We start from the raw sequence: 23,859 nt of genomic DNA, 5'->3' as shown, positions 1-23,859 counted from the left end.
CACTCCCCCAGCACCAGCATTGACCCGCCCGGCCAAAATTCGCTAAATCCTATTTATCCGCATAAATATGAAAAATAGCGAAATGCTCAAACCCAAACGCAAGCGCCAGAAGCTGTCCGATGTGATCGTCGAATCAGTCAAGCGCTCGATCGTCACCGAAGCGCTGCACCCCGGCGACCGCCTGCCCACCGAGCGTGAACTGATGGAGCATTTCGAATGTTCCAAGGGCACCGCCCGCGAAGCGCTCAAGGCGCTCGAAGTCGAAGGCCTGGTCAGCACCCGCACCGGCCCGACCGGGGGCGCCTACCTGAACGAAGTGGGCACCGAGCCAGCCAGCCGCGCGCTGCGCAACTACCTGCATTTCCAGCACCTGGACGGCGAACAGGTGTACCAGCTGCGCAAAGTCATCGAGGTAGAACTGGCGGTGTCGGTGATGGGCAAGCTGAGCGAGGCCGATTATGCCGCGCTGCAGGCCAACATCGACTTCTGCAGCGCGCCGGAAGACAGCGAAGAAGGCCAGCGTGAGCAGCGCTTGGCGGAGCTTGAATTCCACACCCTGCTGGCCGACCGCTGCCCCAACCCGTTGCTGCGTTTCATGGCGGTGTTCCTCAACGACCTGCTGCGCGACCTGGTGGTGCTGAAAAAGGCCTACCTGCCCAAGCGCCAGCAGTTCGCCGCCGCCAACATCGGCTACCACAAGCAACTGCTGACCGCCTTGCGCGCCAGCGACGAACCCGCCGTACGCCGGCTGATGCACGAACACATGTGCGACGCCGAGCACCATATGACCGCGCTGGAAGGCGAGGTTGCCCGTAACTTCCTGCTGGAGTTCGATCACCACCACTGATGCGCCTGTAAAGAGGCCTGCACACAGGCCCGGCCGTACCCGCTTTGTCATTGCCACTCCTGCCTAATAACCACAAACAAGGAGTTACTCATGCAAAGACGTACCCTGCTCAAGGCAGGCCTTGCCCTGGGTGCCTTAGGTAGCCTCCCCTTGGGGGCACACCGGGCATTCGCCGACCAACCGCTGACCTTCTATGGGCTCAAGTCCATGTCGGGCGCCTTCGCCAGCTACGGCAAGTACGCCGACATGGGCTCGCGCCTGGCCATCGCCGAGCACCCGCAGTTGCTCGGCCACCCGCTCAAGTACAAAGTCATCGACACCGAAGGCAACGCCGGCAAGGCGGTGCGCAAGGTGCAGGAAGCCATCGGCCAGGATGGCGCACGCTTCTTCCAGGGGTGCACCCTGTCGTCATCGGCACTGGCGGTGTCCAAGGAAATCCACAAAGCCGGCGGCGTGTTCATGACGCCTGTGGGCGCCGATGAAATCACCGGCAAGGACTGCAATGCCTCAACCTTCCGCTGGTCGGTGCCCACCTATGGTGCCATCCGCGAAACCCTGGTGCCGATGAGCCGCCAGCTGCCCCAGGCCAAGCGCTGGTACACCATCACCCCGCAATACGTATTCGGCGATGCCCTGCTGGACAACGCCCGCAAAGTGTTCGCCGAGCTCGGCGTGGAACACATCGGCAACAGCTACCACTCGCTGCAGGAGCAGGAATTTTCCGGCTACCTGACCAACGCCATCGCCGCCAAGCCCGACGTGCTGGTGCTGCTCAACTTCGGTAGCCAGGCCTCCAACGCCCTGCGCCAGGCGGTCAACTTCGGCATCAAGGACCGCATGAAAGTGCTGATGGTGTGGTCTGCCGGCCTCGACCAGTTCCAGGAGCTGGGCAGCGACGTGCTCGAGGGCGTGTACCTGGGTGCGCAGTACTGGCACCAGGTCGACACCCCGCTGAACAAACAGTTGGTCGCCGCCACCCGCAAGGCCTATGGCATCAACCCCAACTACCCGCTGGCCGCCGACTACATCGGCACCAAGGTGATGCTCGAGGCCATCGTCAAGGCCGGCAGCCTGGACGGGGCCGCCGTGTCTGCGGCATTGCAGGGCATGCGCTTCCAGGGCCCGACCGGCGAAGAACTGATCCGCCCGGGTGACCACCAGGTGCTCAAGGATTACTACCTGCTGCGCGGCAAGCCCCAGGGGCAGATGCGCGACGAGGACGACCTGGCCGAAGTCATCAGTTCGGGCCGCTCGTTCGTCGAGGTCGATCACACCGGTTGCGCCCTGGCCTGAAGCTGCGGCGTTAGTCACAAACACTTGTACAGGCAGCCGCCCGGCGCGCTGTCGAGGGCACGCTCATGCTCGATTTGTACCTGTTCCAACTGCTCAACGGCCTGGGCCTGGGGATGATCTACTTCCTCATCGCCGTGGGCCTGACGATCATTTTCGGCCTGCTCAACTTCGTCAACTTCGCCCACGGCGCGTTTTTCTTGCTGGGCGCCTACCTGTGCTATACCGCCGTGGCCGTCACCGGCAACTTCTGGCTGGCGCTGCTGATTGCGCCACTGGTGGTGGCCGCGCTGGCCTGGGCGGTCGAGCGCCTGTTGATCAAACGCATCTACCACCTGCCGCACACCTTCCAGATCCTCGTCACCCTCGGCATCGCGCTGATCATCCAGGAAGCGTCGGTGCTGATCTGGGGCCCGGTGGGCAAGAACATTGCCGTGCCACCTGAACTGCGCGGGGTGCTGATACTCGGCGACTTCATCTACCCCTACTACCGCTTGTTCCTGATCGGCTTCGCGGCGCTGATCGGTATTGGCCTGTGGCTGCTGCTGGAGCGCACCCGCTTCGGCGCACTGGTGCGGGCCGGTAGCGAAAGCACCGAGACCGTGTCGCTGTTGGGCACCAACATTTTCCGCCTGTTCTCCCTGACATTCGCCCTGGGCGTGGGCCTGGCAGGTGTGGCGGGTGTGCTGTTTGCGCCGCTACGGGGCGCCCAGCCCTTCGTCGGCCCGGAAATCCTCGGCATTGCCTTCGTGGTGGTGGTGATTGGCGGCATGGGGTCGTTCGGCGGGGCGCTGGTTGGCGGCCTGCTGGTGGGTGTGGTGCAAAGCATGATGACCAGTCTCTGGCCGCAAGGCGCCAGCCTGATGATCTATGGCGCCATGGCAGCAGTGATTCTGGTCCGTCCCTACGGCCTGTTCGGGAGAGCCTGAGATGAGCGAGAAAAACCCATTGCCAGTCGCCAAGGGCCGCGCCCCGGCGCTGCTGTCGCTGGTAGTTGCCAGCCTGGTGGCGCTGCCGCTGTTGCTGCCCTCGGCCACCCTGGCCACCGAGATCCTGATCTTTGCCATGGCCGCACTGGCCTGCAACCTGCTACTCGGCTACACCGGACTGCTGTCGTTCGGCCAGGGCATCTTCTTTGGCGTGGGCGCCTATGGCGCAGCGCTGCTGATGATCCACCTGCAGTGGGGCATGTTCGCCGCGCTGCTTGGCGCAGCTGTGTTCGGCGCCTTCCTCGCGCTGCTGGTGGGCGCACTGGCAATTCGGCGTACGGGCATCTACTTCGTCATGCTGACCCTGGCCTTCAGCCAGATGGCCTACTTCCTGGCCTATACCCTCAGCGGCTGGACCGGCGGTGACAACGGCCTGCTTGATGTGCCACGGCCGAATATCGAAATCGCCGGCCATGTGCTGGTCGACCTGGCCGACCCACGGCACTTTTATGTGTTCGTCGCGGTGCTGTTCCTGTTGATCTTCGCCGCAGCCCTGCGGGTGATCCGTTCGCCATTCGGCAGCACCCTGCTGGCTATCCGTGAGAACGAGACCCGCGCCGCCGCCATCGGCTACGACACCCGCCATTTCAAGATTCTGGTGTTCATGCTGTCGGGCGCCATCACCGGCATCGCCGGGGCGCTGTACGCCATGCTGCTGCACTTTGCGCCGCTGTCGAACATCGACCTGATGATGAGCGAGAACATCCTGATCATGACCATCGTCGGCGGCACCGGCTCACTGTTCGGCTCGCTGCTGGGGGCCGGCGCCATCGTGCTGCTGGGTGACGTGCTGTCGGAACTTTGGCCACGCTGGCTGATGCTGCTGGGGGTGATCCTGATTCTGGTGGTGGTGTTCATGCGTGGCGGCCTGTGGGGTGGCCTGACCGAACTGGGCAAGCGCCTGCTGGCCACCCGCAATGCCGATGACAAACCCCAGGCCAAGACCAAGGAGACCCTGTGATGAGCGACTACCTCCTGGAAACCCGCCAGCTGGAGCTGGCCTACGGGCCGTTCAAGGCGGTCGCGGGCGTTGACCTCAAAGTGCGCGCCGGCACCATCCACACCATTATCGGCCCCAACGGCGCCGGCAAGACCAGCCTGTTCCACTGCCTGACCGGCGAACGTCAGGCCACTGCCGGCAAGATCCTGTTCAATGGCCAGGACATCATTCGCAAGCCGTCCCACGGGCGGGTGGCGCTTGGCATGGCGCGCTCGTTTCAGCTCACCAGCCTGTTCCAGAACCTTTCAGTGCGCGAGAACCTGCGCCTGGCCGCCCAGGGCCGTGATGGCCTGGGCGCGCTGAACTTTTGGCGCAGCGTCGAGCACAAGCGCAGCCACTGGAACACCGCCGATCAGGTGCTGGAGCGCCTGAAGCTGAGCGCCCGTGCCGAAACACTGGCGGGCGAGCTGTCGCACGGCCAGCAAAGGGTGCTGGAAGTGGGCATGTCGATCTGCGCCAAGCCCACCCTGCTGATGCTCGACGAACCCACTTCGGGCATGGGCATCGACGACATCCCGGTGATGACCGACCTGATCAGCGACCTTGGGCGCGACCATACCGTGCTACTGATCGAGCACAACATGAGCATTGTCATGTCGATCAGCCAGCGCATCACGGTGATGAGTCACGGCCAGATCCTGGTCGAGGGTACCCCTGAACAGGTGCGCAACGACGAGCGCGTACGCACCGCCTACCTTGGAGAGGCCGCCTGATGCTCAATGTCGATTCGATCCATTCCTACTACGACAAGAGCCATGTGCTCGAAGGTGTCTCGCTCAAGGTCGAGGCAGGCGAACTGGTAACGCTGCTGGGGCGCAACGGTGCAGGCAAGACCACCACCTTGCGCAGCATCCTCGGCATCGTCCGCCCACGGCAGGGGCAGATCAGCTTCAACGGCCAGCAACTGGTCGGCCGCGAAATCTTCGATATCGCCCGGCAGGGCATTGCCCTGGTGCCGGAGCACCGCGGCATCTTTCGCCAGCTCAGCGTCGAGGAGAACCTGAAGATTGCCGTGCGCAAGACCAGCCGCTGGCAGTTGGAGGACGTGTACAGCATGTTCCCGCGCCTGAAGGAGCGTCGCCGCAACGGTGGTTTTGCCCTGTCCGGTGGCGAGCAACAGATGCTCGCCATCGCCCGCGCCCTGCTCAACGGCCCCAGGCTGCTGATCCTCGACGAGCCCACCGAAGGCCTGGCCCCGGTGATTGTCGATGAACTGGTGAAGATCCTGCGACGGATCAAGGACGAAGGGCTGTCGATCTTGCTGGTAGAGCAGAACCTGATGGTCTGCGATGCCCTTGCTGATCGCCACTATGTGCTGGAGCAAGGCCGCGTCGCTTACCAGGGCAGTGCAGCGCAGTTCCGCGAGGACCCGAGCATCAAGAACCGTTACCTGGCCCTTAGCGCCTGATCAGCAGAGAAGCACGCCCGCAAAGACCTCTGGCCTGTGGATGACCTGTAGGAGCGGGCTTGCCCGCGAAGAGGCCAGTACAAGCAACTGATTACTTTCAGGAGAGCTGAACCATGAACACCCGCATCGATCCCCCGCTGCACCTGCTCGGCCAAGGCCCTCTGATCAACCGCGAGCGCCTGTGGCAATCATTGATGGACCTGGCCCAACTCGGCGCCACCGCCAAGGGCGGCGTATGCCGCCTGGCCCTGACCGACCTCGACCGCCAGGCGCGCGACCTGTTCGTCCACTGGTGCGAAGAGGCCGGCTGCACGGTTAGCGTCGACGCCATCGGCAATATCTTCGCACGCCGCCCCGGGCGCAACCCTGCCCTACCGCCCATCATGACCGGCAGCCACATCGACACCCAACCCACCGGCGGCAAGTTCGATGGCTGCTACGGCGTCATGGCCGGCCTCGAAGTGATGCGCACGCTCAACGACCTGCACCTGACCACCGAAGCCCCGCTGGAAGTGGTGGTATGGACCAACGAAGAAGGTTCGCGCTTCCCGCCCTGCATGATGGGCTCGGGCGTGTTTGCCGGTAAGTTCGGCCTGCAGGAAACCCTGGAAAAGATCGATGACCAAGGTCTGTCGGTCGGCGCTGAGTTGCAACGCATCGGCTACGCCGGCCCGCGCGTGCCCACCGGGCATGCCGTGGGCGCCTACTTCGAAGCGCATATCGAGCAAGGCCCGGTGCTGGAAGACCAACGCACCACCATCGGCGTGGTCCAGGGCTGCCTGGGGCAAAAATGGTTCGACCTGACCCTTACCGGCGTCGAGGCGCATGCAGGCCCCACACCCATGCACCTGCGCAAGGACGCATTGGTCGGCGCAGCCGAGGTGGTGGCTGCAGTCAACCGCGTCGCTCACGCGCACCAGCCACATGCCTGCGGCACGGTCGGCTGCCTGACCTTGCACCCAGGCTCGCGCAACGTCATCCCCGGCCAGGTGCACATGACCATCGACCTGCGCCACCTCGACCCTGGGCACCTCGACGCCATGGTCAGCGAAGTGCGCGCAGCCATCGAAAACAGCACGGCGAAACATGGCCTGAGCTATCAGCTGACCCCCACAGCCGACTTCCCGCCTCTGTACTTCGCCGAGCAGTGCGTGGATGCCGTGCGCCAGGGGGCGCGCGCGCTGGGCCTGAGCCACATGGATATCGTCAGCGGCGCCGGTCACGATGCAATCTTCCTCGCCGAGCTGGGCCCGGCCGGGATGATCTTCGTGCCATGCGAAGGCGGCATCAGCCACAACGAAATCGAAAATGCCGCGCCCCAGGACTTGGCCGATGGTTGCGACGTCCTGTTGCGCGCCATGTTCCAGGCCGCCAACCCGGGAGCCCGTTGAAATGACCCAGAAAACCGCGATTGGCGAACTCACCGCCGTCGAACTGCTCGAACTGTACCAGCGCCGCCAGTTGTCACCCGTCGAGGTGGTCGACGATGTGCTGGCGCGCATCGACCTGCATAACCCGGCGGTCAACGCCTACTGCCATGTCGACGGCGAAGGTGCCCGCGCCGCCGCCCGCGCCAGCGAACAACGCTGGCAGCGCGGCGAGCCCTGTGGCCGACTGGATGGCGTACCCGCCTCGATCAAGGACCTGACCCTGACCCGCGGCATGCCCACCCGCAAAGGCTCGCGTACAACCTCGGGTACCGGCCCGTGGGAAATCGATGCGCCCTTCAGCGCCTTCATGCGTGAAGCCGGTGCTGTGCTGGTGGGCAAGACCACCACGCCGGAGTTCGGCTGGAAAGGCGTGACCGACAACCCGCTGTACGGCATTACCCGCAACCCTTGGGATACCAGGCTGACTGCCGGTGGTTCGTCTGGTGGTGCTGCGGCAGCCGCCGCGCTGAACCTGGGGGTGCTGCATCAGGGCAGCGATGCCGGTGGTTCGATTCGCATCCCTTGCGCCTTCACCGGCACCTTCGGCATCAAACCGACCTTCGGCTATGTGCCGCAATGGCCGGCCAGCGCCATGACCGTGCTGTCGCACCTGGGGCCGATGACGCGTACCGTGGACGACTCGGTGCTGATGCTTGACTGCGTAGCGCGCCCCGATGCCCGCGACGGTTTGGCCGGCGCTCCCCGGCAGGCGCCGTGGCTCAGCCAGCAGCAAGATCTGAGCGGCCTACGCATCGCCTACAGCGCCAACTTCGGTTACGTGCAGGTCGCCCCACAGATCCAGGCACTGGTGGCGCAAGCGGTGCAGCGCCTGGCGCGGTTGGGTGCACAGGTAGAGGAAGTGGACCCGGGCTTCAGCGACCCGCTGGAAACCTTCAATACCCTGTGGTTTGCCGGTGCGGCGCGGTTGGCCAGTGCCTTGAGCGATGAGCAGAAAGCGTTGCTTGACCCGGGGCTGCGCTGGATTGCCGAACAAGGCGCACAGATCAGCCTTGGCGAATACACCCAGGCGCTAGAGGCACGGGCAGAATTGATTGCGAAGATGAATGCCTTTCATCAGCGATATGACGTGCTGGTAACGCCGATGCTGCCGTTGGCGGCGTTCGAAGCCGGACACAACGTGCCGCCTGGGTCGGGGATGGCGCAATGGATGGAATGGACGCCGTTCAGCTATCCGTTCAACCTGACCCAACAGCCGGCAGCCTCGGTGCCCTGCGGGTTTACCCGCGAGGGGTTGCCGGTGGGCCTGCAGGTGGTGGCCGGGCGCTTTGCCGATGAGCAAGTGCTGCGGGTGTGCAAGGTGTATGAGCAGCATTATCCGAGCCGGCACTTGCAAGCACCGATTACTGGCTGAAATCTGTATGGGGCTCTGTGGCCCTTTCGCGGGTGAACCCGCTCCTACACGCACCGATTACTGGCTGAAATCTGTATGGGCCTCTGTGGCCCTTTCGCGGGTGAACCCGCTCCTACACGCACCGATTACTGGCTGAAATCTGTATTGGCCTCTGCGGCCCTTTCGCGGGTGAACCCGCTCGTGTGGGAGCGGGTTTACCCGCGAAGAGGCCCTCAGCCCAAACGCCCTTCTGGCGCATACGGCGCCGGATCGATAATCGGCTCGGCCCCTGTCAGCAAATCGGTAAACAGCTGGCACGAAGCCGGCGCCAACACCAGCCCATTGCGATAATGCCCACAATTCAGCCACAACCCTTCATGCCCTGGCACAGGCCCAATGTAAGGGATGCCTTCTGGCGACCCCGGCCGCAGTCCCGCCCAGTGCGCCACCACTGTGGCGCCTTCAAGCTCTGGCAACAACTCCACCGCCGATGCCTTCAGACTTTCCAACGCATCCCCGGTCGGGGTCTTGTCATACCCGGCGTGTTCCAGCGTGCTCCCCACCAGAATGTGCCCGTCACGTCGCGGGATTGCATAACGTCCCTTGGCCAGCACCATGCTCGGCAAGAAGTCTTCAGCGCACTTGAACAGGATCATCTGGCCCTTCACGGGCTCCACCGGCAGTTCAAGGCCAAGGGTACGCAACAGGTCGCCACTCCAGGCGCCAGCACTGAGCACAACCTCATCCGCCGCCAGTACGCCATCAGCCGTCTGTACACCGGTCACGCGCCCCTTTTCCTGCACGAAGCCGGTGATCTGGCAGTGTTCGCGCAAGGTCACGTTTGGCAACGCCAGCAACGCCGCTTTCAGCGACTTGACCAAGCGTGGGTTGCGCACATTGGCCACGCCAGCCATGTAGATGGCGTGCTTGAAGCCCGGGCCCAGCACCGGCACCGCATCGTAGGCCGCCGAAATATCCACGGCACTCAGCGGCCGCTGCTCGCGCGCGGCCCAGGCCAACGCTTCAGCCTCGTCGTCCAGGTCGAGCCAGTACAGCCCGGTGGTGTGAACTTCGGGGTCGACGCCAGTGCTGGCGAACAGACGCTCGCCCAGCTGTGGATAAAAGTCCTGCGACCAATGCGCCAGAGCGGTCACTGCGGCGCTGTAGCGCCACGGGTACAACGGCGAGACAATGCCTCCGCCAGCCCAGGACGACTCTCGGCCAACCTCACCCTGATCGCACACCACCACCTGGCCGACCTTGGCTGCCAGGTTGAATGCCGTCAGCAGGCCGATCACCCCGCCGCCGACCACCACTACTTGCTTGCTCATCTGTCGATCCAACACCTGAAGTAAAACCGCGATGCACCGGGCATCATTGAACCTTCAGCTTCCCCAGCAGTGCCTGCTGTGCTCAACGGCACCCGGATTGCGCTGCATGCCAGCCTGGTCGAGCTGGAAATCGCCACAGCCATCCTGCGCCATCAGCCCATGCGGTAGCCGCCGGGCGCGCAGCGTGAAGGTGTCACTGTCGCGCTGGGCCTGAAGGCTGTAGTAGCGGGTACCTTCGGGCAAGACCAGGTCGCCCTCGGCGTATTGGCCAGTGCGCACGCGGTGGCGCTCCAGGCGCAGGGCGGCATCATGCAGCAGGCCAACCACTTCGCTGCGCGCGGCTCGCCGAAGCTGGTCGCTGTAACTGGGGTAGGCAATGGCTGCCAGAATGCCGGTCACGGCCAGCACAATCAACAACTCGATCAGGCTCAAGCCTTGCTGCATGTCAGTCTCCTCGCAATCTTTGCCGCCAGGTGATGCGTTGGGTTTGATTGCCAGCCACGGCGTAGACCGCTTCCAGCACATGCCGTGAGCGGCTTTGCTTGCTGACGGCGGTAATCCGGAACAGGCTAACCGGCTGCCCTTCGGGCATGTGCGCGGCACGTTTGCTGACACCCAGGTTCTGTAGCTGGAAAAAGCCGGTCTGGGTACCTTGCCACTGCCCAACCAGATCGTGCGGCCTGGGCGGCGGCAGGCACGCGTTACAAACGTCAGGGGGCGCCCGTTCAAGTTCGCGTACCCCGGCCAGCAAAGTGGCCTCAGCCTCTTCCAGCGCCAGCAGGCCATCGCTCAGGTAGCCGGTCATCCGCGTTTCCACCAGCGCGTCACGCAGGGCAGATGTGGCAAGCAGGCCCAGCAGGACGCTGAGCACCAACGCCAACAACAGGACAACACCCCGCTGGCGGTTCATGAAGCCGGCACCGGGTTACGCAATGCCACGCTCAGCGTATGGTGCTGCTCAAGCTGCAAGGTCGGCTCATACAATGTCAGCTGAAGATCGATCCGCTCTCCAGCCACCTGCACCACACGCAGTTCGCGCACGTGATCGACCAAGGGCTGATTGCGGCCGCGCCGCTCGAAGTAAAGCGTACTTCCAACGTGAGCATAGCGATGCCGGCTGACAGGCACAGCCATAAGCGTGTCGCTACCTTGCGCGCGCTCCTTGTGTACCTCCACCGTGTTGATACAGTTTGTCAGCAAGGTCCAGTCGGGGTCGCCGGCATACCCTGGTAACTCAGCGACGACCAGGCTCAAACTTGACGGGCCGCTCGCCAAGGGCCGGGTAAAGGCCTGCTCCGCGCCGGAGACCAGAAAGTCGTCTGGGCTCAGGCGCAGGCAACCGAACATCCCGGCCATGCGGATATCCTGCGCCATGCGCAGCAATGCAAGCCGCGCAGAATCCTGCATGCGCACTGCCGTACTTTGCAGGCGCCAAGTCTGGTGCGCGGAGACAAAAAGCTGGCTGGCCGCCGCCAGCAGCATCAATCCGATCGCCAGCGCCACCACCATCTCAAGCAAGCCAAACCCTGCCTGACAGCGCCTCATCGCCGCCTGCGCTCATGTTCGCTGTGCAGCGCCATCGCCGCCAGGCCATCCCGGCGCGCGCTGTCCGCAGCCTGCAATGCCTGCAATTGCATCGCAGCCGTTGCGAACAGACCTGCGGCCACGATCACGATCGCCAACAGCACTTCCAGAAGCGTCATGCCCCCTTGCCTTGCGTGCATCCCTGCACCTCCTGCGACTTTTCCGGTCATTGCTTTCAACTTGGGCGACTGGACCTCTTGTCCAACCGCCAGGAAGCTATAGCCAAGCACGTCCAGGGAGGAATGCACGGTGAAGCAACGCGGCGTAACACTGATACAAATGTTGTCGGCCTTGGCCGTGGCGGTCTTGCTGACCCAACTGGGCATGCCGGCCTACGCCCGAATGAGCGATGACCTGCACCGGGCGGCGGCTGCCCGTGATCTGGCGCAGGCGCTGCGCAGTGCACGCAGCCATGCGCTGTTGCAGGGTCAGCCGGTGCTGGTGCTGGCGCTGGACGGTAATTGGGGGAATGGGTGGCGGGTAGTGCTGGAGCATAACCGGCAGCTGCTGCGCGAACAGCGCCTTTCAAAGCCGCTGAAAATAACCAGCAATCGCGGTGAGCAGTTCAAATTCAGTGCGCTGGGCGTGCCCATGACGTCGGGCAACAGCTGGTTGGGCGCAACACTGGAAATGTGCGAACGCGCCGCTGCTCGCAGCCGATATCAGGTGGTGCTGGCATCAAGCGGCAGAGTCAGGTTGCATACGGAGGACCTGAGCAATGACCGCTGCTAGCGCGGTCATTGCAGGAGCGGTCTTGTGTCGCGAAAGGGCTGCAAAGCAGCCCCTGCATTGGCGGCGGTGCTGCCCGTCAGATCAGCGAGCGAACCCGCAGCTCTTTGGGCATTGAAAAGGTGATGTTCTCTTCGCGCCCGTCCAGCTCTTCAGCGCCAGTGGCGCCCCAGGCCTTGAGCTGTTCGATCACGCCACGCACCAGCACTTCGGGCGCAGAAGCACCGGCGGTGATGCCGATGCGCGCGGCCTGGTCAAACCAGCCGCGTTGCAGGTCCTCGGCACCGTCGATCAGGTAGGCCGGGGTGCCCATGCGCTCAGCCAGCTCACGCAAACGGTTGGAGTTGGAACTGTTCGGGCTGCCGACCACCAGCACCACGTCGCTCTCGCCGGCCAGTTGCTTGACGGCGTCCTGGCGGTTCTGGGTGGCGTAGCAGATGTCGTCCTTGCGCGGGCCACCGATGTTCGGGAAGCGCGCACGCAGCGCATCGATGACGCGGCTGGTGTCGTCCATCGACAGTGTTGTCTGGGTGACGAAAGCCAGGTGGTTCGGGTCGCGCACCTGCAGGTTGGCAACATCTTCCTCGTCTTCGACAAGGTAGATGGCGCCGCCGTTGCTGGCATCGTACTGGCCCATGGTGCCTTCGACTTCCGGGTGCCCTTCGTGGCCGATGAGAATGCACTCACGGCCATCGCGGCTGTACTTGGCCACTTCGATGTGAACCTTGGTCACCAGCGGGCAGGTAGCATCGAACACTTTCAGGCCACGGCCAGCAGCTTCCTGGCGCACAGCCTGGGAAACACCGTGGGCACTGAAGATGACGATGACATCGTCCGGCACCTGGTCCAGCTCTTCGACAAAGATGGCGCCGCGGTTACGCAAGTCTTCCACCACGAACTTGTTGTGCACCACTTCGTGGCGCACATAGATCGGCGGGCCGAAGACTTCCAGCGCGCGGTTGACGATCTCGATCGCCCGGTCGACCCCGGCGCAGAAGCCGCGCGGGTTGGCGAGTTTGATTTGCATGCTCGGCTCCAGGCTTACAGGGCCTTCACCTCGAGGATCTCCACCTCGAAGGTCAGGGTCTTGCCAGCCAGTGGGTGATTGAAGTCGATGGTGACCTGGTCGTCATCGAACGCTTTGACCACACCCGGCAGCTCGGTGTTGGCGGCGTCGTTGAAGATGATCAGCAACCCTTCGGACAACTCCATGCCTTCGAAGTTGGACCTCGGCATAACCTGTACGTTCTGCGGGTTAGGCTGGCCGAAGGCGTTCTCCGGGGCAACCACCACGGTGCGCTTGTCACCGGCCTTGAAGCCGAACAGGGCGTTTTCAAAACCCGGCAGCAGGTTGCCATCACCCACTTTGAAGGTGGCCGGGGCTTTATCGAACGTGCTGTCGACGGTGTCGCCGTTTTCCAGGTGCAGCGCGAAGTGCAGGGTGACTTCGGTGTTCTGGCCGATACGGGTGTCAGTCATGGACCGGATCCTCGGACTTCTTGCTCTTGAACATATCCAGCGCCAGCATCACCGCACCAACGGTGATGGCGCTGTCGGCCACGTTGAAGGCCGGGAAGTAATGACGGTTCTGCCAGTGCACCAGGATGAAGTCGACCACATGGCCCAGCACGATGCGGTCGTACAGGTTGCCAATCGCCCCACCCAGCACCAGCGCCAGCGCCACGGCCAGCCAGGTCTCGTTGCGCCCCAGGCGTTTGAGCCACACCACCAGCACCGCGCTGACCACCACGGCGATCAGGGCGAACAACCAGCGCTGCCAACCTGCACCATCAGCCAGGAAGCTGAACGCGGCACCGGTGTTGTAAGCCAGGGTCCAGCTGAAGTAGTCAGGAATGACCACGATCTGCTGGTACATGGTCAGGGCGTTGTTGAAGTACAGCTTGGTGGCCTGGTCGATGACCAGAACCAGCAAGCTCAGCCAAAGCCATGCAAGGCGCCCGAAGCGCCCCGCTGCAGGGTTAGGCATAGTGGCGCACCTCACCCTGGCCGCTCAGGTTGTCGACACAACGGCTGCAGATTTCCGGGTGCTCCGGGTGGCTGCCGACATCGGCGCGGAAGTGCCAGCAACGGCCGCACTTGGCGTGGCCGGACTTGACCACTTTCAGCTTGAGGCCTTCGACTTCGGTGGCTACGGCTTCGGCCGGCGCCTGTGCGAACGGCACCACGCTAGCGGCCGAGGTGATCAGCACGAAGCGCAGCTCGTCGCCCAGCTTGCCCAGGTCGGCACTCAGGCCTTCGTCGGCGTACAGGGTCACTTCGGCTTGCAGGTTGCCGCCGATGACCTTGGCGGTGCGCTGGTTTTCCAGCTCCTTGTTGACCGATGCCTTCACTGCCATCACGCGGTCCCAGTAGGCGCGGTCCAACTCGGTGCCTTCCGGCAGCTCGCTCAGGCCTTGGTACCAGCCGTTGAGCATGACCGACTCGTTGCGCTCGCCCGGCAGGTACTGCCAGATTTCGTCGGCAGTGAATGCCAGGATCGGCGCGATCCAGCGCACCAGCGCCTCGCTGATGTGGTACAGCGCAGTCTGGCAGGAACGGCGGGCGACACTGTTGGCGCCGGTGGTGTACTGGCGGTCCTTGATGATGTCGAGGTAGAAGCCGCCCAGCTCCTGTACGCAGAAGTTGTGCACCTTGGAGTAGACGTTCCAGAAACGGTACTCGCTGTAGTGCTCTTCCAGTTCGCGTTGCAGCAGCAGGGTACGGTCCACGGCCCAGCGGTCCAGCGCCAGCATGTCTTCCGGGGCCAGCAGGTCGCGGGCCGGGTCGAAGCCGGACAGGTTGGACAGCAGGAAGCGGGCGGTATTACGGATACGCCGGTAAGCATCGGCGCTGCGCTGCAGGATCTGCTCGGAAACCGCCATTTCACCGGAATAGTCGGTGGCCGAAACCCACAGGCGCAGGATATCGGCACCCAGGGTGTTGTTGACCTTCTCCGGCTCGATGGTGTTACCCAGCGACTTGGACATCTTGCGGCCGTTCTCGTCCACGGTGAAGCCGTGGGTCAGCAGCTCGCGGTACGGCGCGTGGTTGTCGATGGCGCAACCGGTCAGCAAGGACGAGTGGAACCAGCCGCGGTGTTGGTCGGAACCTTCCAGGTACAGGTCAGCGCGCGGGCCGGTGGCGTGGCCGATGTCGTGCGAGCCACGCAGTACGTGCCAGTGGGTGGTACCGGAGTCGAACCACACGTCGAGGGTGTCAGCGATTTTGTCGTACTGGTCGGCTTCAGCGCCCAGCAGTTCGGCGGCGTCCAGCTTGAACCAGGCCTCGATGCCTTGCTGCTCGACACGCTTGGCCACTTCTTCCATCAGTTCGACAGTGCGCGGATGCAGCTCGCCGGTCTGCTTGTGCAGGAAGAACGGGATCGGCACACCCCAGTTGCGCTGACGCGAGATGCACCAGTCCGGGCGGTTGGCGATCATCGCGTGCAGGCGCGCCTGGCCCCAGGCCGGGACGAACTTGGTGTCTTCGATGGCTTTCAGCGCACGCTCACGCAGCGGCTCGCCGGTGCTCGGCTGCTTGTCCATGCCCACGAACCACTGCGCGGTGGCGCGGTAGATCAGCGGGGTCTTGTGGCGCCAGCAGTGCATATAGCTGTGGCTGATGGTTTCGGTGTGCATCAGCGCACCGACTTCGCTCAGTTTCTCGACGATGGCCGGGTTGGCCTTCCAGATGAACTGGCCGCCGAAGAATGGCAGCGACTCGACATACACGCCGTTGCTCTGCACCGGGGTAAGGATGTCGTCGTTGACCATGCCGTAGCGCTTGCAGGTGACGAAGTCGTCTTCACCGTAGGCTGGCGAGGAATGCACCACGCCGGTACCGGCACCCAGCTCGACGTAGTCGGCCAGGTAGATTGGCGACAGGCGATCGTAGAACGGATGGCGGAAGTTGATCAGCTCCAGCGCCGAACCTTGGGCGGTGGCAACAACCGAACCTTCCAGGTTGTAGCGCTTCAGGCACGACTCGACCAGCTCTTCAGCCAGCACCAGCAGGCGCTCGCCGGTGTCGACCAGGGCGTACTTGAATTCCGGGTGGATGTTCAGGGCCTGGTTGGCCGGGATGGTCCACGGGGTGGTGGTCCAGATCACGATGGCGGCCGGCTTGGTCAGCGAGGCCAGACCGAAGGCGGCGGCCAGCTTGGCCTCATCGGCAACCGGGAAGGCCACGTCGATGGTCTGCGACTTCTTGTCGGCGTACTCGACTTCCGCTTCAGCCAGCGCCGAACCGCAATCAAAGCACCAGTTCACCGGCTTCAGGCCCTTGAACACGAAGCCTTGCTTGACCATCTCGGCCAGGGCGCGGATTTCACCGGCCTCGTTGGCGAAGTTCATGGTCTTGTATGGGTTGTCCCAGTCACCCAGCACGCCCAGGCGGATGAACTCGGTCTTCTGCCCTTCGATCTGCTCGGCAGCGTACTCGCGGCACAGCTCGCGGGTGCGGTCGGCGGAGAGGTGCTTGCCGTGGGTAACCTCGACCTTGTGCTCGATCGGCAGGCCATGGCAGTCCCAGCCCGGTACATACGGCGCATCGAAGCCGGCCAGGGTCTTGGAACGGACGATCATGTCCTTGAGGATCTTGTTCAGCGCATGACCGATGTGAATCTTGCCGTTGGCATAGGGCGGGCCGTCGTGCAGGACGAACTTGGGACGATCCTTGCCAATTTCGCGCAGCTTCTGGTACAGGCCAATGCTGTCCCAGCGCTGCAGGATCTGCGGTTCGCGCTGAGGCAGGCCGGCCTTCATGGGGAAGGCGGTGTCCGGAAGGTTAAGCGTGGCTTTGTAGTCGGTCATTTCAGGCTCTTCGTTAGCGGTTGAGCGTGCCAATGTGCACGTGCGGCGGCGATATCCGCATCGATCGCCGACTTCAGCGCCTCCAGGGAGGCGAATCGCTGCTCTTCACGCAGCTTGTGGTGGAACTCCACCGTCAGGCGCCGGCCGTAAAGATCGCCGGCAAAGTCCAGAAGATGAATCTCCAGGTGCGGGCGCCCATCACCGGCAACGGTGGGGCGCACGCCGATATTGCCGACACCCGGCCAAGCTTTGCCGTCGATCACGATGCTGGCCAGGTATACCCCGGACAGCGGCACGCGACGGCGCTTGAGCTGGATGTTGGCGGTTGGTGTGCCGAGCTGGCGGGCCAGCTTCTGGCCGTGCAGCACGCGGCCTGTAATGCGGTACGGGCGGCCCAGCAGGTGTTCGGCCAGCTCGAAGTTGCCCTCGGACAAGGCCTTGCGCACTTCGGTGCTGCTGACCCGCAGGCCGTCCTGGATGACCGTGTTGGCGGCCTCGACGGTAAAGCCGTACGCGTTGCCGGCCTCGACCAGGAAAGCGAAGTCGCCAGCGCGGTCGCAGCCGAAGCGGAAGTCATCGCCCACTTCGAGATGACGCACGCCCAGGCCGTCGACCAGGATGGCCTTGACGAAGGCATCGGCACTGAGCTTGCTCAGACGATGGTTGAACGCCAGGCACAGCACCCGGTCGATACCTTCGGTCGCCAGCAGCTCTATCTTGTCGCGCAACCGGGCCAGGCGCGCTGGCGCGGTATCGGGTGCGAAGTACTCGCGTGGTTGCGGTTCGAAGATCACCACGCAGGTCGGCAGGCCCAAGGCCTGACCGCGCTCGCGCAGGCGCGCCAGGATTGCCTGGTGGCCGCGGTGAACCCCGTCGAAGTTGCCAATGGTGGCGACACAGCCCCGGTGCTCGGGGCGCAGGTTGTGAAGACCTCGAACCAGCTGCATAACGCGCTTCTTGCTCATAAAGTGGCCGATTATAACCACACCCGGGCGCTGGTGACAGGCAGCAGCGCCCAAGGGCGGCGTGGAATGCGAAAAACCGACGCCTGACCCGCCAAAAGCCTCAGTGCAAGGCCTTGCGAGCGAAATGCCGGGGCCTGAAGCCACACAGGTACAGGCAGCCAAAATACGTCACGACGCCCGCCAGGATCAGCGCCCCAAGCCGCAGGAAGCGCTCAAGCATAATGCCCTGCTCCCAGGCCGGCATATAGTGCATGCCCGCCAGCAATACTGCCGACATCAGCGTCACTGCCAACACAAGCTTGAGCAGGAACACTGCCCAGCCAGGCTGAGGCTCGAACAGCTGCTGACTGCGCAGCTTCCAGAACAGCAAACCGGCATTCAGGCAAGCACCGAGGCTGATCGCCAATGCCAGGCCGGCATGTGCAAGCGGGCCGACCAAGGCAAGGTTGAACAGCTGGGTGCAGACCAAGGTGAAGACTGCGATCTTCACCGGCGTGCGAATATTCTGCTGCGCATAGAAGCCAGGTGCCAGTACCTTGATCAGAATGATCGCCAGCAAGCCCACGGAATAGGCGATCAACGCCCGCTGGGTCATGGCCGCATCAAACGCGCTGAACTTGCCATATTGAAACAGCGCAACGGTCAGCGGCTCGGCAAGAATGGCCAAAGCCAGGGTGCAGGGCAGCACCAGCAGGAAGCACAGGCGCAGGCCCCAGTCGAGAATCCGTGAGTACTCCTCGCGGTCCTTGTTGGCGTAGGTCTTGGCCAGGGTCGGCAGCAGGATGGTGCCCAGAGCAACGCCCAACACACCGGAAGGCAGCTCCATGAGGCGGTCGGCGTAGTACATCCACGACACCGAGCCGGCCACCAGGAAGGAGGCGAAGATGGTGTTGATGATCAGCGAGATCTGGCTCACCGACACCCCCAGGATCGCCGGCAGCATCTGCTTCAGTACCCGCCACACACCCGTGTCCTTGAGGTTCAGACGCGGTAGCACGAGCATGCCGATCTTCTTCAGCGCTGGCAGCTGGTACAGCAACTGCGCCAGGCCACCCGCCAGCACGCCCCAGGCCAACGCCATGATTGGCGGGTTGAAGTACGGCGTCAGCAACACGGCGAAGGCGATCATCGCCACGTTCAGCAAGGTAGGCGTGAAGGCCGGCACCGAAAAGCGGTTCCAGGTATTGAGGATCGCTCCGGCCAGGGAAGACAGCGAGATCAGGAATATATAAGGAAACGTCACCCGCAACAGGTCGGTGGTCAGCGCGTATTTTTCGGTGCTGTCGACAAAACCCGGGGCCGTCGCCCACACCACCCACGGTGCAGCGAGGATGCCGATGGCGGTCACCAGGGCCAGCACCAGGGTCAGAAGGCCGCTGACATAGGCAATGAAGGTGCGCGTCGCCTCCTCGCCCTGCTGGGTCTTGTACTCGGCCAGAATCGGCACGAAGGCCTGGGAGAATGCGCCTTCGGCGAAGATGCGCCGCAACAGGTTGGGCAGCTTGAACGCGATGAAGAAGGCATCGGTAGCGACACCAGCACCAAAGATGCGGGCCAGGATGGTGTCGCGAACAAAGCCCAGCACCCGCGAAATCATGGTGATCGAGCTTACTGCAGCCAGGGATTTGAGCAGGTTCATCGAAAAGATTCACGCCAATGACAGAGGACGCTGCCAGACAGCGTCCGAATGTGCGATACTCCCGCGCCTTCGCAGGGGAGCCAAAAATTCCCGAGTGTACAGGTCGCGCAGCAGAAAGGAATCTTTCCCGCTTGTTGGCGCACCGCTCGGCGGAACCTTGCAGGTGGCCTTGACATCCGCTCGACTGATCGGCATGATTCGCGGCCTATTTTGTTTGCTATTTACCTAAAGTCTTTCGAGGAGCTCGACGGTGGCCAACACACCTTCCGCCAAGAAACGTGCAAAACAGGCTGAGAAGCGTCGCAGCCACAACGCCAGCCTGCGTTCCATGGTCCGCACCTACATCAAGAATGTAGTTAAAGCCATCGACGCAAAAGACGCCGAAAAAGCGCAAGCCGCTTACGTTCTGGCTGTACCTGTAATCGACCGTATGGCCGACAAGGGTATCATCCACAAGAACAAGGCTGCTCGTCACAAAGGCCGTCTGAATGGCCACATCAAGGCGCTGAAAGAAGCTGCAGCTGCCTAAGCGACGCGCTAGTCGAAAAACCGACCCTAGGGTCGGTTTTTTGTTGCCTGCGATTTATGCTTGCGGGCACAGCTCCATGTGGGACTCAATCTCTGTGTGGCGCGAAAGGGCTGCAGAGCAGCCCCGGCAATCTCAGCTTCTGCGCTGAGACTGAGGGGCCGCTACGCGCCCCTTTCGCGACGCAAGGCCGCTCCCACAAAAAAGCGGGGCCGCGTTTGGCGGCCCTACTTTTACATCACTTGGCGATTTGAATCTTCGGTGCCCACTGCAGCCATTCATCCTCGGCCTTTTCGAACAAGGCAAAGGTCTGTTGCGGCCGTGCCGGGTTACCCATCTGCTCGCCATCTGGCGTTGCAAAGGCGATACCGCCATCGATCAGGGTTTCCACCGACTCGGTACGCACTGTAGCGCCCTTGAACAGACCCCAGTCGAAACCGAAACCACTGCTGTTCCAGAAGCGGCTACCGCTGCGCACCAAGGCGGCATAGCGCGGCTCGATGAGGATATGAATCAGCACGCGGTCAGCGCTCTGGCCCAGCTCGAAGCCTGTCACCTTGCCCACCGTAACCTCACGATAGGTAACCGGCACACCCGGCTTGATCGAGCCGCGGCGTGGCGCACTGAGCGTCAATGGCAGGCCGACCTCTGGCCCTGCTACCTGCGGTGCTTCGGCCAAGGCGATGAAATCGCGCTGTGGCCCACGGTTCTTGGCTGCTGGCTGCACTTCCAGGTACTGCCCACCTATCAAGGTGTCCAGGTTTTCAGTGCGCACCAGGCCCAGGGCCGGCTTGACCACCCAGAACTGCGTACCGGCACGGGCAATACGATCCGCCGCTTCGGTAATGCGCGCCCGTAGCAGCACCGCCTGCAGGTCATCGGTGAGGTCGACGCTCTCGATGCTGCCCACATCCAGGCCGCGGAAGCGGATGGCCGTGCCCGGTTTCAGGCCATCGGCACGCTCTACACGGATGGTGATCAACGTACCCGCACGGTTTACCGCCTCCTGGCTGTCATGCAGGCGGAAGCGTGGAATGTGTCGCTTCAGCGGTACATCGGGCCGTGGCGTATCGAACGCAATACCGCCGGCCATCAGTGTTTGCAGCGACTCACTCTTGATCTTGATGCCCGACAGGCCGCCGGTCAGGGTGATCCCACTGACGTTCCAGAAGCGCGACGAACCATTGACCAGCTTCTCGTACTCCTTCTCGATATGCACACCGATCAGGATGCGGTTGCTGTTACGGGCGAACTGATAGCTCTGCACGCTACCCACCTTCACCTGGCGATACATCACCGGGCTGCCGATTTCCAGCGAACCCAAGGTGTCGGCGAACAACACCATGTGCAGGCCCGGCGCTTTGAGGTCGAGCGGCGGCGCCTTGGCACGCGCCTCGAACTCACGCTCTGGCCGTGCGCCCTTCTCACCAGGACGAATGGCGATGTAGTTACCTTTGACCAGCGCCTCCAGGCCCGTGATTCCCGCCAGGGAAATCGACGGTTTGACTACCCAGAACTGCGTCCCGTCTACCAGGTAGTCCTCAGTCAGCGGGTCGAGTGTCAACTCGGCCGAAGCGCTGGCCAGGTTGTCTTCCATCTTCAGGGCTTTCAGCGAGCCCACCTGGATACCCTTGTACATGACCGGCGTGCGACCCGCCTGCAGGCCTTCATAATCGCTCAGCTTCACTTTTACCCGGATACCCGCCTGGGCTGCATCGAAGTCCTCGTACAGGCGGAACGGCAGGCTTGGATCGGTGGGCGGGCTGTCCTTGCGGTACTCCGGCGTGGCGAAGGCGATACCACCCGCCACAATGCTCGACAACGACTCACTGCGCACCTTCACACCCGAAAGCGAAGCATCGATGCTGACACCGCTGGCGTTCCAGAAACGCGTGTGCTTGCGCACCAGGCTGGCGTAGGCCGGCTCGATGAAGACTTTCACCTCTACGGTGCTCTGGTCCTCGGACAGGCGATAGCTTTTCACCCGGCCAACCTGAATCTGCTTGTAGAACACCGGGCTGTCACGGTTGAGCGAGCCTAGCCTGTCTGCCTTGAGGGTCAGGTGTAGGCCTGGTTCAGAATCCGAGAGCGGTGGCGCCACCTTCAATGCCACAAAGCGTTTGGTACGCTCCCCCTCACCCGGGCTAACAGCGATGTAGTTACCCGACACCAGTGTTTCAAGGCCAGATATACCAGCCAGGCTGACACTCGGCTTCACCAGCCAGAAACGCGTGCCTTTGGTTAGATGGGGCTCGGCAGCCTTGTTCATCTCGATGGTAGCGATCACCCCCTGCGTGTCGCCCTTGGCGTCGAGCACCAGGCTTTTCACCTTGCCAACCGGCATGCCTTTGTAGATGACCTCAGTCTTGTTGGCGACGATACCCTCTCCCGACTCGAAGCGGACCTCAATTTCCACGCCAGCGTCGCGGTAGGCCTGCCACGCGAGCCAGCCACCGATCATCAGCGCAATCAAAGGCAGGATCCAGATGGCCGACCAGTTCGAGGCTGGGCGGGTTTTAGCCGTTGGCAGGTCACTCATGGTCGTCATCCGACTCCGTGTTATCCCAAATCAGTCGGGGATCGAAAGTTAAAGCGGCAAGCATTGTCAGGATCACCACAGTTGCGAAGGCGACAGCGCCCAGGTTGGCTTCGACACTGGCTATTCGGCCAAAATTCACCACTGCCACCAGGATGGCAATGACGAAGATATCCAGCATGGACCAGCGCCCAATGAATTCGATGAAGCGGTACATCAATATCCGCTGCCGGGCCGAAAGCGGTTGCCGCCGCTGAACGGAGTACAACAGCAAGCCGATGCCCACCAGCTTGAACGTGGGGACCAGGATACTGGCAATGAACACCACAGCCGCAATGGGCACCATGCCATGCTTGAGCAGGGTGATGACGCCGGACATGATGGTGTCCGGGCTGCCCTGACCGAGGGTACTCACGGTCATGATCGGCAGTATGTTGGCCGGGATGTAGAGGATCGACGCCGCAATCAGCAACGCCCAGGTGCGCACGATACTGTTCGGCCGGCGTGCATGCACGACAGCGCCGCAGCGTGTGCAGGTTTGCGAAGTGCTGTCTGGCTCTTGCCTGTTCAGCTCGTGACACTCATTGCAGACAACAATGCCTGCGTCAATCGCCCGCATGCAGGTCCTCCCCCGATAGCGCACTCCAGATCTGGTGGGGCGACATCACCACCTCGAGCCACACCTGGATCAATAACAGACTGATGAAACAGAACAGCCCAAGGCCCACGGTCAGTTCGGCCAGGTCCACCAGCTTGACGATGGCCACCAGCACCCCCATGAAATAGACCTCGAGCATGCCCCAGTCACGCAGATGGTGATAGATGCGGTAGAAGACCAGGCCGTAGTCACGCCCGAAGTTCAAGCGGATGCTCAACAGCACAGCCAGCTGACAGAGCAGTTTCGCCAGCGGAATGACCATGCTGCAGAGCAACACCACTACGGCAACACCGCGCATTCCCGAGTTGTACAGGCCTAGCACGCCACTCCAGACCGTATCGTCCGAAGTCTGACCAAGCAGGTGCAACTGCATGATCGGCAGGAAATTGGCCGGCACGAACAGCAAAAGGGCCGACAGTACCAAGGCCAGGCTGCGATTGACCACATTGTGCCGGTGGGCATAGAGCTCGTAGCCGCAGCGCGGGCATTGGGCTTTCTCATCATGCTGCAGCACGGGCTTGCGCAGCAGCAGGTCACATTCATGGCAGGCGACAAGCTCGTCCAACGGCAGCTGGTCCAGGGTTTCAGGTTCGACAGAATTGGACATATGGCGCTTCTGAATAGGTGCGTGGTGGCTATTCTAGTGTTCTGGCTCGAATTGTGGGAGGCGACATTGGCCTGGAGGGTATGCGCCCCTGCCTGGCGTTGCCCCCTTCCCCGTAGGAGCGGGTTTACCCGCGAACACCGGCGAAGCCGGTGCCATCT

General features: G+C 62.8%; 24 protein-coding genes. 10 read left to right on the top strand and 14 right to left on the bottom strand.

Annotation, left to right across the window (positions count from 1 at the left end):
* Window positions 1–82: 82 nt before the first annotated feature.
* The 8 genes from AC3WLP_RS25655 (at window position 83) to AC3WLP_RS25620 (ending at window position 8,336) form a co-directional block, all read left to right on the top strand.
* Complete coding sequence (locus tag AC3WLP_RS25655) at window positions 83–847, top strand: FadR/GntR family transcriptional regulator (RefSeq protein ID WP_010951884.1); 765 nt, start codon at window positions 83–85, stop codon at window positions 845–847.
* A 90-nt stretch (window positions 848–937) separates the two neighbouring features.
* Window positions 938–2,140: an ABC transporter substrate-binding protein gene (locus tag AC3WLP_RS25650; RefSeq protein ID WP_003247562.1), complete on the top strand. Its 1,203-nt coding sequence runs from the start codon at window positions 938–940 to the stop codon at window positions 2,138–2,140.
* 65 nt (window positions 2,141–2,205) lie between these two features.
* Window positions 2,206–3,066, top strand: coding sequence for a branched-chain amino acid ABC transporter permease (locus AC3WLP_RS25645; protein ID WP_003247565.1), 861 nt, complete (start codon window positions 2,206–2,208; stop codon window positions 3,064–3,066).
* A gap of 1 nt (window position 3,067) precedes the next feature.
* Complete coding sequence (locus AC3WLP_RS25640; RefSeq protein ID WP_003247567.1) at window positions 3,068–4,087, top strand: branched-chain amino acid ABC transporter permease; 1,020 nt, start codon at window positions 3,068–3,070, stop codon at window positions 4,085–4,087.
* Window positions 4,087–4,839 (top strand): ABC transporter ATP-binding protein, encoded by a 753-nt coding sequence (locus tag AC3WLP_RS25635; protein WP_012051121.1) that lies wholly within the window; start codon window positions 4,087–4,089, stop codon window positions 4,837–4,839. The genes AC3WLP_RS25640 and AC3WLP_RS25635 overlap by 1 nt, the downstream gene beginning before the upstream one ends.
* Window positions 4,839–5,534, top strand: a complete 696-nt coding sequence (locus tag AC3WLP_RS25630; protein WP_003247569.1) for an ABC transporter ATP-binding protein — start codon at window positions 4,839–4,841, stop codon at window positions 5,532–5,534. The genes AC3WLP_RS25635 and AC3WLP_RS25630 overlap by 1 nt, the downstream gene beginning before the upstream one ends.
* Window positions 5,535–5,647: 113 nt before the next feature.
* The gene (locus AC3WLP_RS25625; protein ID WP_088513554.1) at window positions 5,648–6,925 is read left to right on the top strand and encodes a Zn-dependent hydrolase; all 1,278 of its coding nucleotides are present in this window, start codon (window positions 5,648–5,650) and stop codon (window positions 6,923–6,925) included.
* 1 nt (window position 6,926) lies between these two features.
* Window positions 6,927–8,336 carry an amidase gene (locus AC3WLP_RS25620; protein ID WP_088513555.1) on the top strand — a complete coding sequence of 470 codons (1,410 nt, stop codon included), beginning with the start codon at window positions 6,927–6,929 and terminating at the stop codon, window positions 8,334–8,336.
* A 212-nt stretch (window positions 8,337–8,548) separates the two neighbouring features.
* On the opposite strand, the gene thiO is transcribed toward AC3WLP_RS25620, so the two are convergent.
* Genes thiO through AC3WLP_RS25595 form a run of 5 tightly spaced genes read right to left on the bottom strand, consistent with a single transcriptional unit; the run spans window position 8,549 to window position 11,370 of the window.
* Window positions 8,549–9,646 carry a glycine oxidase ThiO gene (thiO, locus tag AC3WLP_RS25615; protein ID WP_004577282.1) on the bottom strand — a complete coding sequence of 366 codons (1,098 nt, stop codon included), beginning with the start codon at window positions 9,644–9,646 and terminating at the stop codon, window positions 8,549–8,551.
* A gap of 54 nt (window positions 9,647–9,700) precedes the next feature.
* Window positions 9,701–10,090 carry a type IV pilin protein gene (locus tag AC3WLP_RS25610; protein ID WP_088513556.1) on the bottom strand — a complete coding sequence of 130 codons (390 nt, stop codon included), beginning with the start codon at window positions 10,088–10,090 and terminating at the stop codon, window positions 9,701–9,703.
* A gap of 1 nt (window position 10,091) precedes the next feature.
* On the bottom strand, window positions 10,092–10,556 hold the full coding sequence (locus tag AC3WLP_RS25605) for a hypothetical protein (protein ID WP_088513557.1): 465 nt from the start codon (window positions 10,554–10,556) through the stop codon (window positions 10,092–10,094).
* Window positions 10,553–11,191, bottom strand: a complete 639-nt coding sequence (locus AC3WLP_RS25600) for a PilW family protein (RefSeq protein WP_088513558.1) — start codon at window positions 11,189–11,191, stop codon at window positions 10,553–10,555. The genes AC3WLP_RS25605 and AC3WLP_RS25600 overlap by 4 nt, the downstream gene beginning before the upstream one ends.
* Entirely contained in the window at window positions 11,188–11,370 is a 183-nt protein-coding gene (locus AC3WLP_RS25595; RefSeq protein WP_004577285.1) for a type IV pilus modification PilV family protein, read from the bottom strand. Before AC3WLP_RS25595 ends, AC3WLP_RS25600 begins: the two co-directional genes overlap by 4 nt.
* A 109-nt stretch (window positions 11,371–11,479) precedes the next feature.
* Between AC3WLP_RS25595 and AC3WLP_RS25590 the strand changes: the two genes are divergently transcribed.
* A complete protein-coding gene (locus AC3WLP_RS25590; protein ID WP_088513559.1) occupies window positions 11,480–11,962 on the top strand; it encodes a GspH/FimT family pseudopilin in 483 nt (160 codons plus the stop codon).
* A 76-nt stretch (window positions 11,963–12,038) separates the two neighbouring features.
* Here AC3WLP_RS25590 and ispH read toward each other — a convergent pair whose 3' ends face one another.
* The 6 genes from ispH to murJ form a co-directional block, all read right to left on the bottom strand.
* Window positions 12,039–12,986: a 4-hydroxy-3-methylbut-2-enyl diphosphate reductase gene (gene ispH / locus AC3WLP_RS25585; protein WP_088513560.1), complete on the bottom strand. Its 948-nt coding sequence runs from the start codon at window positions 12,984–12,986 to the stop codon at window positions 12,039–12,041.
* A 14-nt stretch (window positions 12,987–13,000) separates the two neighbouring features.
* On the bottom strand, window positions 13,001–13,438 hold the full coding sequence (fkpB, locus tag AC3WLP_RS25580) for an FKBP-type peptidyl-prolyl cis-trans isomerase (RefSeq protein WP_003247607.1): 438 nt from the start codon (window positions 13,436–13,438) through the stop codon (window positions 13,001–13,003).
* On the bottom strand, window positions 13,431–13,946 hold the full coding sequence (gene lspA / locus AC3WLP_RS25575; RefSeq protein ID WP_003247609.1) for a signal peptidase II: 516 nt from the start codon (window positions 13,944–13,946) through the stop codon (window positions 13,431–13,433). Before lspA ends, fkpB begins: the two co-directional genes overlap by 8 nt.
* Window positions 13,939–16,770 carry an isoleucine--tRNA ligase gene (ileS, locus tag AC3WLP_RS25570; RefSeq protein ID WP_088513561.1) on the bottom strand — a complete coding sequence of 944 codons (2,832 nt, stop codon included), beginning with the start codon at window positions 16,768–16,770 and terminating at the stop codon, window positions 13,939–13,941. Before ileS ends, lspA begins: the two co-directional genes overlap by 8 nt.
* The gene (ribF, locus tag AC3WLP_RS25565; protein ID WP_029611809.1) at window positions 16,767–17,717 is read right to left on the bottom strand and encodes a bifunctional riboflavin kinase/FAD synthetase; all 951 of its coding nucleotides are present in this window, start codon (window positions 17,715–17,717) and stop codon (window positions 16,767–16,769) included. The genes ileS and ribF overlap by 4 nt, the downstream gene beginning before the upstream one ends.
* A 118-nt stretch (window positions 17,718–17,835) precedes the next feature.
* Window positions 17,836–19,374: a murein biosynthesis integral membrane protein MurJ gene (gene murJ, locus AC3WLP_RS25560; protein ID WP_012051111.1), complete on the bottom strand. Its 1,539-nt coding sequence runs from the start codon at window positions 19,372–19,374 to the stop codon at window positions 17,836–17,838.
* A 250-nt stretch (window positions 19,375–19,624) separates the two neighbouring features.
* Between murJ and rpsT the strand changes: the two genes are divergently transcribed.
* Window positions 19,625–19,903 (top strand): 30S ribosomal protein S20, encoded by a 279-nt coding sequence (gene rpsT, locus AC3WLP_RS25555; protein ID WP_003247625.1) that lies wholly within the window; start codon window positions 19,625–19,627, stop codon window positions 19,901–19,903.
* Window positions 19,904–20,138: 235 nt separating this feature from the next.
* Here the strand turns inward: rpsT and AC3WLP_RS25550 are convergent, their stop codons facing one another.
* The 3 genes from AC3WLP_RS25550 to AC3WLP_RS25540 are packed head-to-tail and all read right to left on the bottom strand — an operon-like array spanning window position 20,139 to window position 23,701.
* On the bottom strand, window positions 20,139–22,439 hold the full coding sequence (locus tag AC3WLP_RS25550) for a PqiB family protein (RefSeq protein WP_004577289.1): 2,301 nt from the start codon (window positions 22,437–22,439) through the stop codon (window positions 20,139–20,141).
* Entirely contained in the window at window positions 22,432–23,055 is a 624-nt protein-coding gene (locus AC3WLP_RS25545) for a paraquat-inducible protein A (protein WP_012051109.1), read from the bottom strand. The genes AC3WLP_RS25550 and AC3WLP_RS25545 overlap by 8 nt, the downstream gene beginning before the upstream one ends.
* Complete coding sequence (locus AC3WLP_RS25540) at window positions 23,042–23,701, bottom strand: paraquat-inducible protein A (protein ID WP_012051108.1); 660 nt, start codon at window positions 23,699–23,701, stop codon at window positions 23,042–23,044. The genes AC3WLP_RS25545 and AC3WLP_RS25540 overlap by 14 nt, the downstream gene beginning before the upstream one ends.
* Between the last annotated feature and the right edge of the window lie 158 nt (window positions 23,702–23,859).

The organism is Pseudomonas sp. FW305-E2 (assembly GCF_058782925.1).
The sequence above is the reverse complement of the archived record's forward strand: the minus strand, read 5'-3'. Positions and strand labels throughout refer to the sequence as shown.